General features: G+C 72.3%; 13 protein-coding genes. 10 read left to right on the top strand and 3 right to left on the bottom strand.

Annotation, left to right across the window (positions count from 1 at the left end; genetic code table 11):
* The first annotated feature begins 37 nt into the window (after positions 1 to 37).
* The gene (locus ACGFNU_RS30540; protein WP_392599164.1) at positions 38 to 448 is read left to right on the top strand and encodes a nuclear transport factor 2 family protein; all 411 of its coding nucleotides are present in this window, start codon (positions 38 to 40) and stop codon (positions 446 to 448) included.
* On the opposite strand, the gene ACGFNU_RS30535 is transcribed toward ACGFNU_RS30540, so the two are convergent.
* Positions 445 to 1,683 carry a PucR family transcriptional regulator gene (locus ACGFNU_RS30535; protein ID WP_392599162.1) on the bottom strand — a complete coding sequence of 413 codons (1,239 nt, stop codon included), beginning with the start codon at positions 1,681 to 1,683 and terminating at the stop codon, positions 445 to 447. The two genes, ACGFNU_RS30540 and ACGFNU_RS30535, sit on opposite strands and share 4 nt — an antisense overlap.
* Positions 1,684 to 1,890: 207 nt before the next feature.
* Between ACGFNU_RS30535 and ACGFNU_RS30530 the strand changes: the two genes are divergently transcribed.
* From ACGFNU_RS30530 to ACGFNU_RS30500, 7 genes are all read left to right on the top strand, one after another.
* A complete protein-coding gene (locus ACGFNU_RS30530; RefSeq protein WP_392599160.1) occupies positions 1,891 to 2,694 on the top strand; it encodes an ABC transporter ATP-binding protein in 804 nt (267 codons plus the stop codon).
* Entirely contained in the window at positions 2,691 to 3,536 is an 846-nt protein-coding gene (locus ACGFNU_RS30525) for an ABC transporter ATP-binding protein (RefSeq protein WP_392599159.1), read from the top strand. Before ACGFNU_RS30530 ends, ACGFNU_RS30525 begins: the two co-directional genes overlap by 4 nt.
* Positions 3,533 to 4,423, top strand: coding sequence for a branched-chain amino acid ABC transporter permease (locus tag ACGFNU_RS30520; protein WP_392599157.1), 891 nt, complete (start codon positions 3,533 to 3,535; stop codon positions 4,421 to 4,423). The genes ACGFNU_RS30525 and ACGFNU_RS30520 overlap by 4 nt, the downstream gene beginning before the upstream one ends.
* Positions 4,416 to 5,564 (top strand): branched-chain amino acid ABC transporter permease, encoded by a 1,149-nt coding sequence (locus ACGFNU_RS30515; protein ID WP_392599155.1) that lies wholly within the window; start codon positions 4,416 to 4,418, stop codon positions 5,562 to 5,564. The genes ACGFNU_RS30520 and ACGFNU_RS30515 overlap by 8 nt, the downstream gene beginning before the upstream one ends.
* Positions 5,561 to 6,838 carry an ABC transporter substrate-binding protein gene (locus ACGFNU_RS30510; RefSeq protein ID WP_392599153.1) on the top strand — a complete coding sequence of 426 codons (1,278 nt, stop codon included), beginning with the start codon at positions 5,561 to 5,563 and terminating at the stop codon, positions 6,836 to 6,838. The genes ACGFNU_RS30515 and ACGFNU_RS30510 overlap by 4 nt, the downstream gene beginning before the upstream one ends.
* 151 nt (positions 6,839 to 6,989) lie before the next feature.
* On the top strand, positions 6,990 to 7,946 hold the full coding sequence (locus tag ACGFNU_RS30505) for a sensor histidine kinase (protein WP_392599152.1): 957 nt from the start codon (positions 6,990 to 6,992) through the stop codon (positions 7,944 to 7,946).
* Positions 7,947 to 8,060: 114 nt separating this feature from the next.
* Complete coding sequence (locus ACGFNU_RS30500) at positions 8,061 to 9,113, top strand: alpha/beta hydrolase (protein WP_392599150.1); 1,053 nt, start codon at positions 8,061 to 8,063, stop codon at positions 9,111 to 9,113.
* Positions 9,114 to 9,122: 9 nt separating this feature from the next.
* Here ACGFNU_RS30500 and ACGFNU_RS30495 read toward each other — a convergent pair whose 3' ends face one another.
* Positions 9,123 to 10,550 (bottom strand): aldehyde dehydrogenase family protein, encoded by a 1,428-nt coding sequence (locus tag ACGFNU_RS30495; protein WP_392599148.1) that lies wholly within the window; start codon positions 10,548 to 10,550, stop codon positions 9,123 to 9,125.
* A gap of 173 nt (positions 10,551 to 10,723) precedes the next feature.
* On the opposite strand from ACGFNU_RS30495, the gene ACGFNU_RS30490 reads away from it, so the two are divergent.
* Positions 10,724 to 11,656, top strand: a complete 933-nt coding sequence (locus ACGFNU_RS30490) for an RNA-guided endonuclease InsQ/TnpB family protein (protein ID WP_392599146.1) — start codon at positions 10,724 to 10,726, stop codon at positions 11,654 to 11,656.
* Positions 11,657 to 11,661: 5 nt separating this feature from the next.
* Here the strand turns inward: ACGFNU_RS30490 and ACGFNU_RS30485 are convergent, their stop codons facing one another.
* The gene (locus tag ACGFNU_RS30485) at positions 11,662 to 13,155 is read right to left on the bottom strand and encodes a PucR family transcriptional regulator (protein ID WP_392599145.1); all 1,494 of its coding nucleotides are present in this window, start codon (positions 13,153 to 13,155) and stop codon (positions 11,662 to 11,664) included.
* A gap of 105 nt (positions 13,156 to 13,260) precedes the next feature.
* Here ACGFNU_RS30485 and gabT point away from each other — a divergent pair, with 105 nt between their 5' ends.
* Positions 13,261 to 14,616: a 4-aminobutyrate--2-oxoglutarate transaminase gene (gene gabT, locus ACGFNU_RS30480; RefSeq protein ID WP_392599144.1), complete on the top strand. Its 1,356-nt coding sequence runs from the start codon at positions 13,261 to 13,263 to the stop codon at positions 14,614 to 14,616.
* Positions 14,617 to 14,665 lie beyond the last annotated feature (49 nt).

The raw sequence follows: 14,665 nt of genomic DNA, 5'->3' as shown, positions 1-14,665 counted from the left end.
TTGTGGCATGTCTGGTCGGCTGCCTAGCCTCGTCCACATGAGTGCTGAAGAGAACAAGAAGCTGCTGCGGGATATCTTCGACCAGATGGCCCAGGGCAATACCCGGGCGATGAGCGATGCCATGGCCGACGACTTCCGGTGGGTCTTTCCGGGCGACTGGTCATGGTCAGGGAGCTGGGGCCCCAAGAAGGTCGCCCTCGACGGATTGCTGCGTCCCCTCATGGAGCAGTTCGCCTACTACCGCAGCGAGGCGGACCTCATCCTCGCCGATGGCGACCGGGTGATGGTCCAGGCGCACTCCACCGCGACCACCACGCGCGGCGAGCCCTACAACCAGACGTACTGCTTCATCTTCCGTGTCGCCGGCGGCCGCCTCACCGAAGTGGTCGAACACTGCGACACGTCCCTGGTGGAACGCGTCCTCGAACCAATCCCGGCGAGGGGTTAGGCCGTCGGCCTGGTGCCGGTCACCAGGCGGGCGGCGTCGAGGGCCAAGGCCAGTTCCACGACGTCCCTCGGGCGGTGCAGGGAGCGGGAGGTGAGCTGTTCCAGGCGGCGGAGGCGATTGAAGACGGTGTTGCGGTGGCAGTAGAGGCGGCTGGCGGTGTGGATGGCGGAGCCTTCGCAGTCCAGCCAGGTGGCCAGGGTCTCCAGCAGGATCTCCCGGTCGGACGGGTCCAGGTCTGCTAGAGGGCCCAGGACTCGGGTGCCCAGCAGGTCGCCTAGCTCGGGCTGGGCTACGACCAGGGCTGCCGGGAGGTTGCCGTCCAGGCGGACGATCCGGTGGTCGCCCGGACGGCAGGTGCCGAGGGCCACCTCCGCCAGCCAGCGGGCCCGGCCCAGGCCGGCGAGGCCGTCGATGACCGCGCTGATGCCCGCCTCCCCCCGGACGAGGGGCTGGAGGGCGGTGACGACGTCCTCGACGTCGTGCTCGCCCAGGGAGACCACGCCCACCTCGGCATCGGTGCGCATCCGCCAGATGAAGCGCATCCCGTCGATGTCCTCGGGGCGTTCGAAGCCGCTGTCGCGGACGGACACGCGCAGGACGACGACGGCGTAGCGGCCGTGCTCGGGCAGGTCGAGGGCCGCTGAGGCGGCCTTGGCCAGGCCCGGGTCGGCGCCGCGGCCTTCCAGGAGGGCGTCCAGGAGGGCCTGGACGCGCTCCCTGCTGCGCCGGAGGAGCTCGGACTCCGTACGGCGGTACGACTCGGAGACGACGGTCGACTGCTGCTCGATCGTGTGCCAGACGGCGCTCGCGTAGCGCAGGAGGACCTGCAGGGATTCGGGGTCCTGCTCGGAGACCACCTGGATCAGGGCCTCCCAGATGATGCGGCCGCCCATCCGGTAGCTGCGCAGGAGGGACTCCAGGGGAAGCCCCTGCTCGCAGCGGCGCCGTCCGATGCGTTCGGCCACGGACAGATCGGCGCGCTCGCCGGCGATCTTGCGCCGCATCAGCTCGATGCCGGCGTCCAGGCTGTCGCGGGCCGACTCCCAGAACTCGTCCTTGGGCACGAACTCCCCGTAGGACGGATCCTCTGCCAGAACCTCGGCGACGAGGCTGTCGGCGAGGTCGGGCACGCGCTGCTGGAGTACGCCGCTGGCCGAGGCGGCCAGGGCGTTGGCGGCCTTGAGACCGGGGTCCTGGACGCGCGTCACGAGGGCATCGGCGCTGGTAGGCGGCATGGACGTCCTCCCATCAGTGATCCGCATCACCTTGTCACGGGTCGCCCCGGAATCACCAGGTGTGAGTGCGGATTCACCCCCATCCTGTGCACCCCGCACAACCCGAATGCCGTTCCGTTGGACGCCCGCCCCGACTTGGTCCCGCCCCATGGACGCTGTTCGGTGCCGCGTGTTGTGGTGCCTGCCACACGACGATGGGAGGCGCCTATGGCGAGCGGAGCGCTCGCTGTCCGCGATCTTTCGGTCAGCTATGGCAAGGCCGTCCGGGCGCTGCGCCGGGTGTCCCTGGAGGTGCCCGAGGGGTCGGTGACGGCCGTCCTCGGGGCCAACGGAGCGGGCAAGACCACGCTGCTCAGGGCCATCTCGGGCACGCTGTCCTTCCACCGCGGCGCGGTGGCGGCGGGCACCGTCAGCCTGGGCGGCCGGCCGCTGACCGGGCTGCGCCCGGCGGCGGTGGTGGCGGCCGGGGTGGTCCAGGTGCCCGAGGGCCGGCGGGTGTTCGGCCGGCTCTCCGTCGAGGAGAACCTCAGGGCCGGCGCGCTGGGCGCGCCGGACCGGTCGGGCGCGGCCGAGGCGCGCGGGCGTGTGCTGGAGCTGTTCCCGGTGCTGGCCGAACGCGCCAGGCAGCGGGCCGGGCTGCTGTCCGGCGGCGAGCAGCAGATGCTGGCCATCGGGCGGGCGCTCATGGCCCGGCCGAAGGTGCTGCTGCTGGACGAGCCGACCCTCGGGCTGGCGCCGCTGATGGCCGAGCGGATCAGCGAGACGATCACCGAGATCAACCGGCAGGGCACGGCCGTGCTGCTCATCGAGCAGAACGCGGCGCTGGCCCTGGAGCTGGCGACCACCGCGCACGTCCTGGAGGTCGGCGAGGTGACCCTGCACGGTGACGCCGCCGAGCTGGCCGCCAGCGACGAGATCCGGCGCCGCTATCTCGGTGTCGCCGCCGATGGGGAGGGCGGCGAGGAGCTGCGGCTGGAACGTCCGCCCACGCTGGAGAGGTGGGTCTCGTGAGCGAGCTCGTCGTCGAGGGGCTGACGGTCCGGTTCGCCGGGCTCACGGCGCTGGACGCGGTCGACTTCGCGGTGCCGGCGGGCAGCGTGCACGCGGTCATCGGGCCGAACGGGGCCGGCAAGTCGACCTGCTTCAACGTGCTGTCGGGCGTCTACCGCGCCACGGAGGGCAGCGTGCGGTTCGGCGGGACCGAGCTGACCACGCTGGCGCCGCACAAGATCGCGGCGCTGGGCGTGGCCCGCACGTTCCAGAACATCGCGCTGTCGGCACGGCAGAACGTGGAGAACAACCTCATGCTCGGGCGGCACCGGCTGACCCGGGCGGGGTTCGCCTCGGCGGGGCTGCGGCTGCCGCACGCGCGGCGCGAGGACGCGCGGCACCGGGGGCGGGTGCGGGAGATCGCCCGGTTCGTCGGCGTGAGCGAGTACCTGGACGCCCCGGTCGGGATGCTCCCGTACGGGGTCCAGAAGCGGGTCGAGCTGGCCAGGGCGCTGGCCATGGAGCCGCGGCTGCTCCTGCTGGACGAGCCTGTGGCCGGAATGAACGGCGACGAGCGGCGCCGGATGGCCGAGGTCATCGTCGCCGCCCGCGCCGATCTGGGGCTGTCGATCCTGCTCGTCGAGCACGACATGGGCATGGTCATGAAGCTCGCGGACCGGGTGACGGTCCTGGACTTCGGCCGCCGCATCGCGGGCGGCACCCCGGCCGAGGTCCAGCGCGACCCGGCGGTGATCCGCGCCTATCTCGGCGCCGCCCACACCGTCGACGCCGAGGAGCTCACGGCCGAGGCCGAGGGGCTCGCGGCGGACGCCGAGCAGCAGAAAGCGGAGGAACGGGCTTGACGACCTTCATCGAGCTGGTGGTCAACGGGCTGTCGGTGGGATCGGTGTACGCGCTGATCGCCCTCGGCTTCGTGATCATCTTCAAGGCCACCGAGGTGGTCAACTTCGCGCACGCGTCGCTGCTGCTGGTCGGCGGCTACGTGACCGCGATCCTGCACGACGACATCGGCTTCCTCCTCGCGCTCGGCGCCGGCATCGCCACCGCGGCCGTGGTGGGCGCGCTGGTGGAGTTCCTGGTGCTGCGCCGCGCCGCCGTCGAGAACCACGCCGTGCTGGCGATCGTCACGATCGGCGTCGACATCATGCTCACCACCGAGCTGACCCGGCGCATCGGCACCGAGGTCCTCACGCTGGGCGACCCCTGGCAGAACGGGATCCTCACCATCGGCGGGGTCAGCATCGCGCACACCCGGATCGCGGCGCTGGTCACCGCGTCCGTGCTCATCACGGCGTTCCTGCTGGCGTTCCGCTACACCTCGTGGGGCGTGGCGATGCGCGCGGCGGCCGAGGACAGCGAGACGGCGGCGCTGATGGGCATCCGGCTCTCCCGGGTGTCGCTGGGCGCCTGGGCGGTGGCCGGGGCATTGGCCGCCGTGGCCGCGCTGTTCCTGACCGTCTTCCCGACGCCGGGCCTGGACCGCAGCACGTCGTTCGCGGCGATGAAGGCCTTCCCTGCCGCGATCCTCGGCGGGCTCGACTCCACCACCGGAGCGCTGGCCGGCGGCCTGATCATCGGGCTCACCGAGTCGCTGGTCACCGGCTACCAGGGCGAGCTGGCGTTCATGGGCCGCGGCATCGGCGAGGTCGCGCCCTTCCTGGTGATGCTCGCGATCCTGCTCATCCGGCCCGCCGGGCTCTTCGGGACGAGGGAGCTGACCCGTGTCTGACCCGTCCGTTCCCTCGCCCGCAACCGCGCCGAGCCGGCTCGCGGCCCTGCGCCGTCCCGCCGTCCCGCTCGCCGTGGCAGGCGCGGCGGCCCTGCTGGCCTTCCCGTTCTACCTCGACTCGTTCTGGCTGCAGACCGGGCTGTTCGCGATCTCCGCCGCGATCGGCGCGATCGGGCTCAACCTGCTGACCGGCGCCACCGGCCAGCTGTCGATGGGCCACGCGTTCTTCCTCGCGGTCGGCGCGTACGGATACGTGTTCCTGGCGTCGGAGTCCGACACCAAGCTCACCGGGCTCGGGCTGCCCACGCCGGTCGCGTTCGCCGGCGCGATCGTGCTCGCCGGGATCGCGGGCGGGCTGTTCAGCCCGATCGCGGGACGGCTGCGCGGCACCTATCTCGGCATCGCGTCGCTCGCCCTGATCTTCATCGGGCAGCACGTGCTGTTCAACGCCGAGAGCGTCACCGGCGGCTTCAACGGCCGCGACGTGCCGCCGCTGGAACTGCCCGGGATCGTCTTCGACGACTCGCCGGAGCTGGTGCTCTTCAACGTGCCGCTCGGCGCGCTCGAACGGCTCTGGTTCCTCGGGCTCGTCCTGCTCGCGCTCGTCGCCTGGCTCGCCCGCGGCGTGCTGCGCGGCCGGCCGGGCCGGGCGCTCAACACCATCCGCGACCACGAGGTCGCCGCGGCGGTGATGGGCGTGCCGGTGGCGCGCTACCGGGCCGGCGTCTTCGTGCTCTCGTCGATGTACGCGGGCACGGCGGGGGCGCTGCTGGCCCTCATCTTCCGCCGGACCGTGCCCGAGTACTTCGGCATGTTCCTGTCCCTCGACTACCTGGCCATGATCGTCATCGGTGGTCTGGGCACCGCCGCCGGGGCGGTGATCGGCGCGGTCTTCGTGTCGCTGCTGCCCCAGCTGCTCACCCGTTACAGCGACGGCCTCCCGCTGGTCGCCGCACCCGGCTCCGGCGGCGTCTCGCCCGCCGAGGCGTCCCGCATCCTGTACGGCGCCGCCGTCGTCGCCGTCGTCCTGTTCCTGCCCGGCGGGCTGCTCGGCCTGGGAACCCGCCTCCGCCTGGTCCTGGCCGCCCGCCGGACCCCCCGTACCCTCCCCCGACTCGAAAAAGAGGAACAACCAGCATGAAGAGCAGAGTGCTGAAATCCACCGCGCTGCGTACGACGACGGCGGCGCTGGCGATCGTGCTCGCCGCGGCCACCGGGTGCAGCGACAAGGCCACCGGCGGGTCCGGCGGCACCGGGTCCGACGGCGTCAAGCTCGGCCCGGGCGTCACCGCCGACAAGATCAAGGTCGGCATCGTCAGCGACCTCACGGGCGTCTACGCCCCGCTGGGCAAGAGCCTGACGCAGGCGCAGCAGCTCTACTTCGAGGAGCTCAACGCGGCGGGCGGGGTGTGCGGCCGCAAGGTGGAGGTCGTCGTCCGCGACCACGGCTACGACGTGCAGCGGGCGATGGCGGCCTACAGCGAGCTCCAGGCGGACGTCGCCGGTATCCCGCAGTTCATCGGCTCGCCGATGGTGACCGCGCTCAAGGGCCGGATCAACACCGACAAGATGTTCGTGATCCCGATGGCCTGGTCGACCACGCTGCTGGGCAGCGAGTCCATCCAGGTCAGCGGCACCACCTACGACATCGACATGATCAACGCGCTGGACTTCCTCACCAAGGAGAAGGGCGTCAAGCGGGGCGACAAGATCGGGCACGTCTACTTCGAGGGCGACTACGGCGAGAGCGCGCTGCACGGCGCCAAGTACGCCGCGGGCAAGCTCGGCCTCACGATCGTCGAGCAGAAGATCAAGGCGACCGACAACGACATGAGCGCCCAGGTCGCCGCGCTCAAGAACGCCGGGGTGACGGCGATCCTGATGAGCGCCGGTCCCAAGCAGTCGGCGTCGCTCGCCGGCGTCGCCCGCGCCAAGGGCATGATGGTGCCGATCGTGGCCAGCAACTCCGGCTTCGCGCCGCAGTTGCTGCAGACCCCTGCCGCGCCCGCGCTGCTCAAGGACTTCTACCTGGCCAGCGCCGGTGCCCCGATCGGCGCCGACCTGCCCGCCCAGAAGAAGCTGGCCGACGCCTACGCCAAGAAGTACCCGGGCCAGCCGCGCGACAACGCGGTCGTCAACGGCTACACCTCGGCCCTCTTCTTCGCCGACGCGCTCAAGAAGGCCTGCGCGGCCAAGGACCTGAGCCGCGCCGGGATCATCAAGGCGCACCGGTCCGGCGGCGTCCACGACGACGGCTTCGGGACGCCGATGGACTTCAGCCGGTTCGACCAGCCCGGCACCCGCAAGACCTACATCCTGCGGACCGACGCCAAGGTGCTCGGCGGCCTGATGATCCAGCGCCAGGCCACCGAGTCGGACATGGCCAAGTCGTACGAGGTCCCCGCGGGGTCGTAGCCCGGCCGGCGCCGGCGCGTTCCACTCCGCACGACCGGACGCGCCGGCGCCCTTCGGCTTCTCGCGGTAGGCCGCGTACTACGGGCGACGTAGGGCCAGGACGGTCCGCTGGCAGGATGTCCCGGCCGCGCGCCCTCGTTACGTTCGAGGCGTGAAGAGGCTGAGGCTGGACAGGGAGGCCGCCTGGGCGGGCGCGCTGGCGGTCGCCATGGTGCTGGGCACGCTGGCCGTCCCTCGCTCGGACGGGCGCGTCCACGGGCTCGATCCGCTGGGGGTCGCGCTCCTCGTGATCCCGGCGCTGGCCATGGCGCGGCAACGGCGGTTCCCCCTCGTCGTGGCCGCCGCCGGGGTGTCGACGGCCACCGCGTACTACGCCCTGGACTACCCGGGGGTCTTCGCCCCGGCTCCGGCCATCATCTCCCTCTACGCCCTCGTGACCGCCGGCGCGCGGCTGGCCGCGTTCGCCGCCGAGGCCGAGCGCGCCCGCGAGGAGGCCGCGCTGCGCCGGGCGGGCGAGGAACGCCTGTGGATCGCCCGGGAACTGCACGACACGCTCACCCACAGCATCTCGATCATCAACGTGCAGGCGGGCATGGCCGTCCACCTCGGCGACCGCGATCCGGCCCGCAGCCTCGAGGCGCTGGCGGTGATCAAGGAGGCGGGCCAGGAGGCGATGCGCGAGCTGCGCCGCACGCTGGACGTCCTGCGCCAGGTCGACGGCGACGACGCGGCGCCCGGCCTCGACCGGCTGCCCCGGCTGCTGGAACGGGCCCGGGCGGCGGGCCTGGCGATGACGTACGAGATCCACGGCGAGCCGCGCCCGCTGCCCGCGGAGGCCGACCTCGCCGCCTACCGGATCCTCCAGGAGGCGCTGACCAACGTCCTCCGCCATGCCGGGCACGTTCCCGTGACGCTGACCACCGAGTACGGGCCCGACACGATCACCCTCGCGGTCGTGAACGACCGGGGTGCGACCGCGCCGGCGACCTCCGGCACGGGCACGGGCGTGATCGGGATGCGGGAGCGCGCGATGGCCGTGGGCGGCTCGCTCCGCGCGGAGGCGGGGCCCGGCGGCGGGTTTCGGGTCCGGGCGGAACTCCCGCTGTGATCCGGTCGCCTACGCAGACGGGTACGGACTTCTCAGGGTGAAAGGTGCGGATCCCCTTTCCTCATGAAATCCGGGCATTGGTTACGATCGGCGCAATATTCGACTGGAGGTCCAATGCCGCAGCCGACCGATCTGATCCCGCCGCAGGCCGTGAACCTCGCCGTCCGCGTCCTCTACGCGCTCCCCGCGCCGCTCCGCCGGTTGATCGCGGGCCGCCAGGTCAGCCGGGACGGCCAGCGGCTCGCCCTGGAGGCACAACTCCTGCTCGCCCTGGCCAAGGTGGAGGGCGCGGGACTCAGCGACCGGGACGTGAACGTCGCCCGGCGCCGCCTCGAACGCAGCCAGCGGCTCATCGAGGGCAGACCGGTCGCGGGCGTCGGCACCCGCGAGCTGACCTTGCCGAACGGCGACCACGGCATCCCGGCGCGGCTCTACACCCCGGCCGGCCTGGCCGCCGGATCGCCCCTGCTGGTCTACTACCACGGCGGCGGGTTCCTGCTCGGCAGCCTGGACACCCACGACTCCCTCTGCCGCCATCTCGCCAGGAACGGGGCCGCCCGCGTGCTGTCGGTCGACTACCGGCTGGCGCCCGAGCACCCGTTCCCGGCGGCGGTCGACGACGCGGTGGCCGCGTACGAGCACGCCCTCAAGAACGCCGAGTCGTTCGGCGCCGACCCGGACGCGGTGGCCGTCGGCGGCGACAGCGCGGGCGGCAACCTCGCGGCCGTCGTCAGCCAGCAGACGGAGCGGAAGCCCGCCTTCGCGCTGCTCTTCTACCCGGTCACCGATCTGTCGGGCCGCCGCCGCTCCCGGGATCTGTTCGCGGAGGGCTTCTACCTGACCGACCCCGACATGGTCTGGTTCTCCGACCAGTACATCCCGGTGGAACGGCGGACGGAGACCAAGGCCTCACCCCTGCTGGCGGACGACCTCACCGGGTTCCCGCCGACCTATCTCGCCACCGCGGGCTTCGACCCCCTCCGGGACGAGGGCGAGGAGTTCGCGCGGAAGCTCGCCGACGCCGGTGTGCCGGTCGTGCTGCGTCGGCACGAGGATCTCATCCACGGCTTCGCGAACATGAGCGGCCTCGGCGGGCGCTTCGCCGAGGCCGTCACCGAAGCGGCGGGCGCCCTCCGCATGGGCCTGGCCATCGCGCGCCGCAAGTGACGCTCCAGATCAGAGGGGCAGGCCGGTGAGGACCATGACCTTCTCCTCGGTGTAGTCGGCCATCGCCGAACGGAGCCCTTCGCGGCCCACCCCCGAGTCTTTGACGCCGCCGTAGGGCATCTGGTCGGCGCGGTAGGACGGGACGTCGCCGATGATGACGCCGCCGACCTGGAGCTCACGGTGGGCGCGGAAGGCGATGTCGAGGTTGCGGGTGAAGACGCCCGCCTGCAAGCCGAACTTGGAGTCGTTCACGCGCTCGAACGCCTCGTCCACCCCGTCCACCGGCTGGACGAGCAGCACCGGGCCGAAGACCTCCTCGCGGGCGACCTTGGCGTCGGCGGGCACGTCCGCCAGGACGGTCGGGGCGTACGCGGCGCCCTCGCGGGTGCCGCCGGCCAGCACCTTCGCGCCCGCCGCCACGGCCTCGCCGACCCAGGCCTCGACCCGCTCCGCGGCGTCCTGGCTAACCAGCGGGCCGACCTGGGTCTTGTCGTCCCACGGGTCGCCGGTGACCAGCCCGGTCACGGTCTCGACCAGCTTGGGCACGAACTCGTCGTAGACGCCGCGGTCGACGTAGACGCGCTGTACCGCGATGCAGCTCTGGCCCGCCTGGTAGTTGGAGAACAGGCCGATGCGCGACGCGGCCCAGTCGAGGTCGGCGTCCGGCAGGACGACCGCCGCGCCGTTGCCGCCCAGCTCCAGCGTGACGTGCTTGCGCGGCACCTGGTCGTTGATCGACCAGCCGACCGGGACCGAGCCGGTGAACGAGACGACCGGCAGCCGCGGGTCCTCGACCAGCGCGCCCGCGCGGTCGTTGGGCACCGGCAGCACCGAGAACATGCCCGCGGGCAGGTCGGTCTCGGCCAGGATCTCGCCCAGGACGAGCGCCGAGAGCGGCGTCGCCGGGGCGGGCTTCACCACGATCGGCGCGCCGACCGCGATCGCCGGGGCGACCTTGTGCGCGGTCAGGTTGAGCGGGAAGTTGAACGGCGAGATGCCGAGCACCGGGCCCTTGGGCACGCGGCTGATGTAGGCCATCCGGCCGAGGCCGCCCGCCTCGGTGTCGAGCCGCTGGGTCGTGCCGCTCCAGCGCCGGGTCTCCTCGGCGGCGAACCGGAACGTGGAGATCGCCCGCTTCACCTCGATGCGCGCCCACATCAGCGGCTTGCCGTTCTCGCCCGTGATCAGCTTGGCGATCTCCTCGGCCCGCTCGTCCAGCCGCCGCGACACATGGGTGAGGGCGTCCGCGCGGACGTGGATCGGCAGGGCCGCCGCCTCGGCGCGTACCGCGTCGGCCGCCGCCAGCGCCTCCTCCACCTGGTCCGGGGTCGGCACGGAGACCGTGGCGACCGCGCGGCCGTCGTACGGGTGGTCAACGGTGAGCTCGCCGTCGCCGGTCGCGGCGCGTCCGGCCAGCCAGAAAGGGGTCACGTTCATCTGTCACCTGCGGCGTGGAGACCCCGTCCTTCAGGACGGGGAGGAAACGCGGCGCTGGTCCGCATGGTGATCGTCCTTTCCGGTTCGCCGTCCGTGACCTTGTTGATCACGGTCCGGCGGCCAATTGGTTGCGTTGAGTGATTGTGTCGGTGGCTTCCGTTACGGTCTGGGGTGTGAAGCTGGTGGTGCAGGTGAAGCTGCTGCCGACGCCTGAGCAGGCGGCGGCGCTGGCGGCGACCTCGCACGCGGTCAACTTGGCGGCGAAGCGCGCGTCCGCTGTCGCCTACCAGGAGTTCGGGTTGAAGGCGCGGCAGGTGCCGTTGCACCGCGCCGTCTACGCCGAGCTGAGATCTGGTGGGCTGAGTGCGCAGGCGGCGGTGCGGGTGGTCAAGAAGGTGGTGGACGCCTACGCGACGCTGCGCGGTGCCGTCAAGGCCGGGAACCTGGGGCCGGAGGACTCGCCGCGCCGGGTCAAGGCCACCTCCAAGCCGGTCACCTCCGACGGCCGCACCATGCAAGGGGGCGGTCTTGCCAGGTACCGGCGCCGCATGGCCAAGGTGCGGGCGCAGTTGCAGGCCAAGAGCACCAAGTCCGCCAAACGCAAACTCAAGGCACGTGCGCGCAGGGAGGCGCGGCACGCCACGCATGTGAATCACCGGATTGCCAAGACGGTGGTGGCCGATGCCGAACGCACCGGACGCGGGATCGCCCTGGAAGACCTCCACGGCATCCGCGGCCGGACAAGGGTTGCACGGCACCAGCGGGCCACCCACTCGTCCTGGCCATTCCACCAGCTTGAGGAGCACATCACCTACAAGGCCCAACGCGCCGGGGTGCCCGTGCTGACGGTGGACGCGCATTACACATCGCAGACGTGCCCGCGCTGCGGGCACGTCTCCCGCCGCAACCGTCCCACCCGGGACGCCTTTTGGTGCGTGGTCTGCGGGCTCGCTGGCCCGGCCGACCACATCGCCGCCGTGAACGTGCGCACACGCGCACGGCGAGCGTGGGTGCACGTCAACACGCCCCATGCGGCCGTGTCACCGTCCTCTCCGTCAGGGATAGTCACGAGCTGCAAGCCCGGCCCTTCAGGGCCGGACAGTTGACGCCTTCACGCTATCTCCGGATCCGGCGGGTTCCAGTGGCCAGGGTGTCCAATCGGGTCCGTGTCGTTGGCCGTCACGGCGAGCGCGATCCAGAACTCCGCCCGGACCGCCGGATCGTCGAGATCGCGGCCGAGAAGCCGGGCGATCTTCTGGATCCGCGTCCGCAGAGTATGCCGGTGGACGCCCAGGGCGCGCGCGGCCGTCTCGCCCTGGCCGTTGGCGGCGATGTAGGCGCGGAGCGAGGTGATCAGGATGTCGCCGCCGTCGGCGGTGAGGGGCGCCAGCAGCGTCTCGGCGAAGCCCTGTGCGAGCTCCGGATCGAGGACGCCGAGGAGGCCCTGGCCGGGCAGGTCGGAGTAGCGGGTCGCGGTGCGGTGGCGGCGGGCGGCGGCCAGCGCCTGCCGTGCCTGGCGGAGGGCGGGGCCGAGCGAGTCGAGGTCGGCCGGGTCGCTGGCGCCGACCGGGCCGCTCAGCCGGGCCACCGCCATGAGCTGCTCGGTCGCGCCGGCAGGGATGATCACGGCGACGGTGCCGTCCGGGAGGGGGACGGGAAGGCAGCGGTCGTCGTCGCCCAAGGCGTCCAGCACCGCGGCGCCGCCCGCGCAGGCCAGGACACGGACCGGGGCGGCGGGGAACGCGGGGCCGCCGGGCGGCAGGCCGAGAAGGAGGCCCGCCAGCGCCGACCGCAGGTCGCGGGTGGTGCCCGGCGACTCGGTCCGGAGGGTGAGGAGCGCCACCGCGGAGCCGACGATGGTGTGCGCGACGCGGGGGAGTTGCTCGGCCGTCCCGACCGCGAGGAAGGCGCGCGGGCGGCCGGAGACGCCGATGCCCTGGACGACCACATGATCGTCCTGGCCGGAGAGCGTGATGCTGGCCGTGCGCGTCTCCCGGGCGAGGCGGGCGAGGTCCGGCGCGAGCTCGGCGGCGCGCCGCCGGACGCGGTCCAGATCCGGCGCGGGCCGCCCGGCGGACGCGGCGTGCCGGATCTCGCCGGACGGGTCGAGCAGCAGCGCCCACCCGCCCAGCTCGCGGGCCAGGCGGGTGATCAGCGGACCCGGCCCGCGCAGCGCCGCGCGCGTCAGCTCCCGCTGGGCCTGGAAGGCACGCGTGTCGTCCTCGTACCATTCGGCCGCCAGCAGCCGGGAGACCGCCTTGCCGATCGCGATGAACGGGACCGGCTCGGGCACCTCCAGCAGCGTGAGCCCCTGGTCGCGGGCCGCCTCGACCAGCTCGGGCAGGGTGACCGGATGGATGACCCCGGCCGCGAAGCCGAGCCCCGCGACGCCGCGTTCGACCAGCCGCGACACGTACGGCACGGCGTTGTCAGGGGTGAGCCGCATCCCGGTGGTCAGCACCAGCTCGCCGCCCTCCAGCCAGGGCGTCGGATCCTCCAGCTCGCTGACGGCCACCCAGCGCACGGGCAGGCCGGCGCGTACCTCGGTCAGTGCGCGCAACCCCAGCTGGGGCAGCGCCGCGACGGCGGCGAGCGTGGGCGGCATGGCGGTCCCGGGAGCGTCTCGTTGTGCAGGCTGTCCAGTCGGGCGGTGATGATTCGCCGCTCCGTACAGTTCAGCCTACGGGGCGTTCCGGCTTATGTTCGCGCCATGACCAGCCAGATCACCGGCAGGCCCGAGCGCCTGAAGCAGGAACGCCGCGTCATCACCGAGATCCCGGGGCCGAAGTCACGGGAATTGCAGGAGCGCCGCGTCGGCGCCGTACCGCCGGGGATCGGCAGCGTGCTGCCGGTCTACGTGACCGACGCGGCCGGCGGCGTGGTCGTGGACGTCGACGGCAACTCGCTGATCGACTTCGGCTCCGGCATCGCGGTCACGAGCGTCGGCAACGCCAGCCCGCGCGTCGTCGAACGGGTGAAGGAGCAGGTGGAACGGTTCACCCACACCTGCTTCATGGTCGCCCCGTACGAGTCGTACGTCGCGGTGTGCGAGCACCTCAACCGGATCACGCCCGGCGACCACGAGAAGCGGTCGTTCCTGGTCAGCAGCGGCGCGGAGGCGGTCGAGAACGCCATCAAGATCGCGCGGTACGCCACCGGGCGGCAGGCCGTCGTCGCGTTCGACCACGGCTTCCACGGCCGCACCCTGCTGACGATGACGCTGACGGCCAAGACCATGCCGTACAAGCAGGGGTTCGGCCCGTTCGCGCCGGAGGTCTACCGGATGCCGGGCGCCTACGCCTACCGCTGGCCGACCGGGCCGGACGACTGCGGGCCGCAGGCGGCGGCGCAGGCCATCGACCAGATCACCAAGCAGATCGGCCCGCTGAACGTGGCCGCCGTCATCGTCGAGCCCATCCAGGGCGAGGGCGGCTTCATCGACCACGCCCCCGGCTTCCTCCCGGCCATCGCCGAGTTCTGCCGGGCGAACGGGATCATGCTCGTCGCCGACGAGGTTCAGACCGGGTTCGCGCGGACCGGCGACCTGTTCGCCTGCGAGCACGAGGGGATCGTGCCCGACATCATCACCATGGCCAAGGGCATCGCGGGCGGGCTTCCGCTCGGCGCCGTGACCGGCCGCGCCGACCTCATGGACAAGGTCCACGGCGGCGGGCTGGGCGGGACGTACGGCGGCAACCCGCTCGCCTGCGAGGCGGCGCTCGCGGTCCTGGAGGACATCGAGGCCGGGGGGCTCGTCGAGCGGGCCAAGTGGATCGGCGAGGTCATGCTGCCCCGGCTGCGCGCCCTCGCCGAGAAGCACGACGTGATCGGCGACGTGCGCGGGCGCGGCGCGATGATCGCGATCGAACTGGTGAAGGGCGGCGGATCGAAGGAGCCGAACCCGGAGCTCACGGCGGAGATCGTGCGGCGCTGCCACGCCGCCGGGCTGCTGGTCCTGACCGCGGGAACGTACGGCAACGTCGTGCGTTTCCTCCCGCCGCTCGTCATCCCCGAGCACCTGCTGGTGGAGGGCCTCGGCATCCTGGAGGGCGCCTTCGGGGGCTGATTGTTCGTCCGGCCTGGACGTGGTGGAACGCGGGGCGGTGGCCGAGCGT

The sequence above is a fragment of the Spirillospora sp. NPDC048911 genome (genome assembly GCF_043198015.1).
Taxonomy (GTDB): Bacteria; Actinomycetota; Actinomycetes; order Streptosporangiales; family Streptosporangiaceae; genus Spirillospora.
Note: the sequence above shows the minus strand (reverse complement) of the source record. Positions and strands in the feature narration are given on the sequence as shown.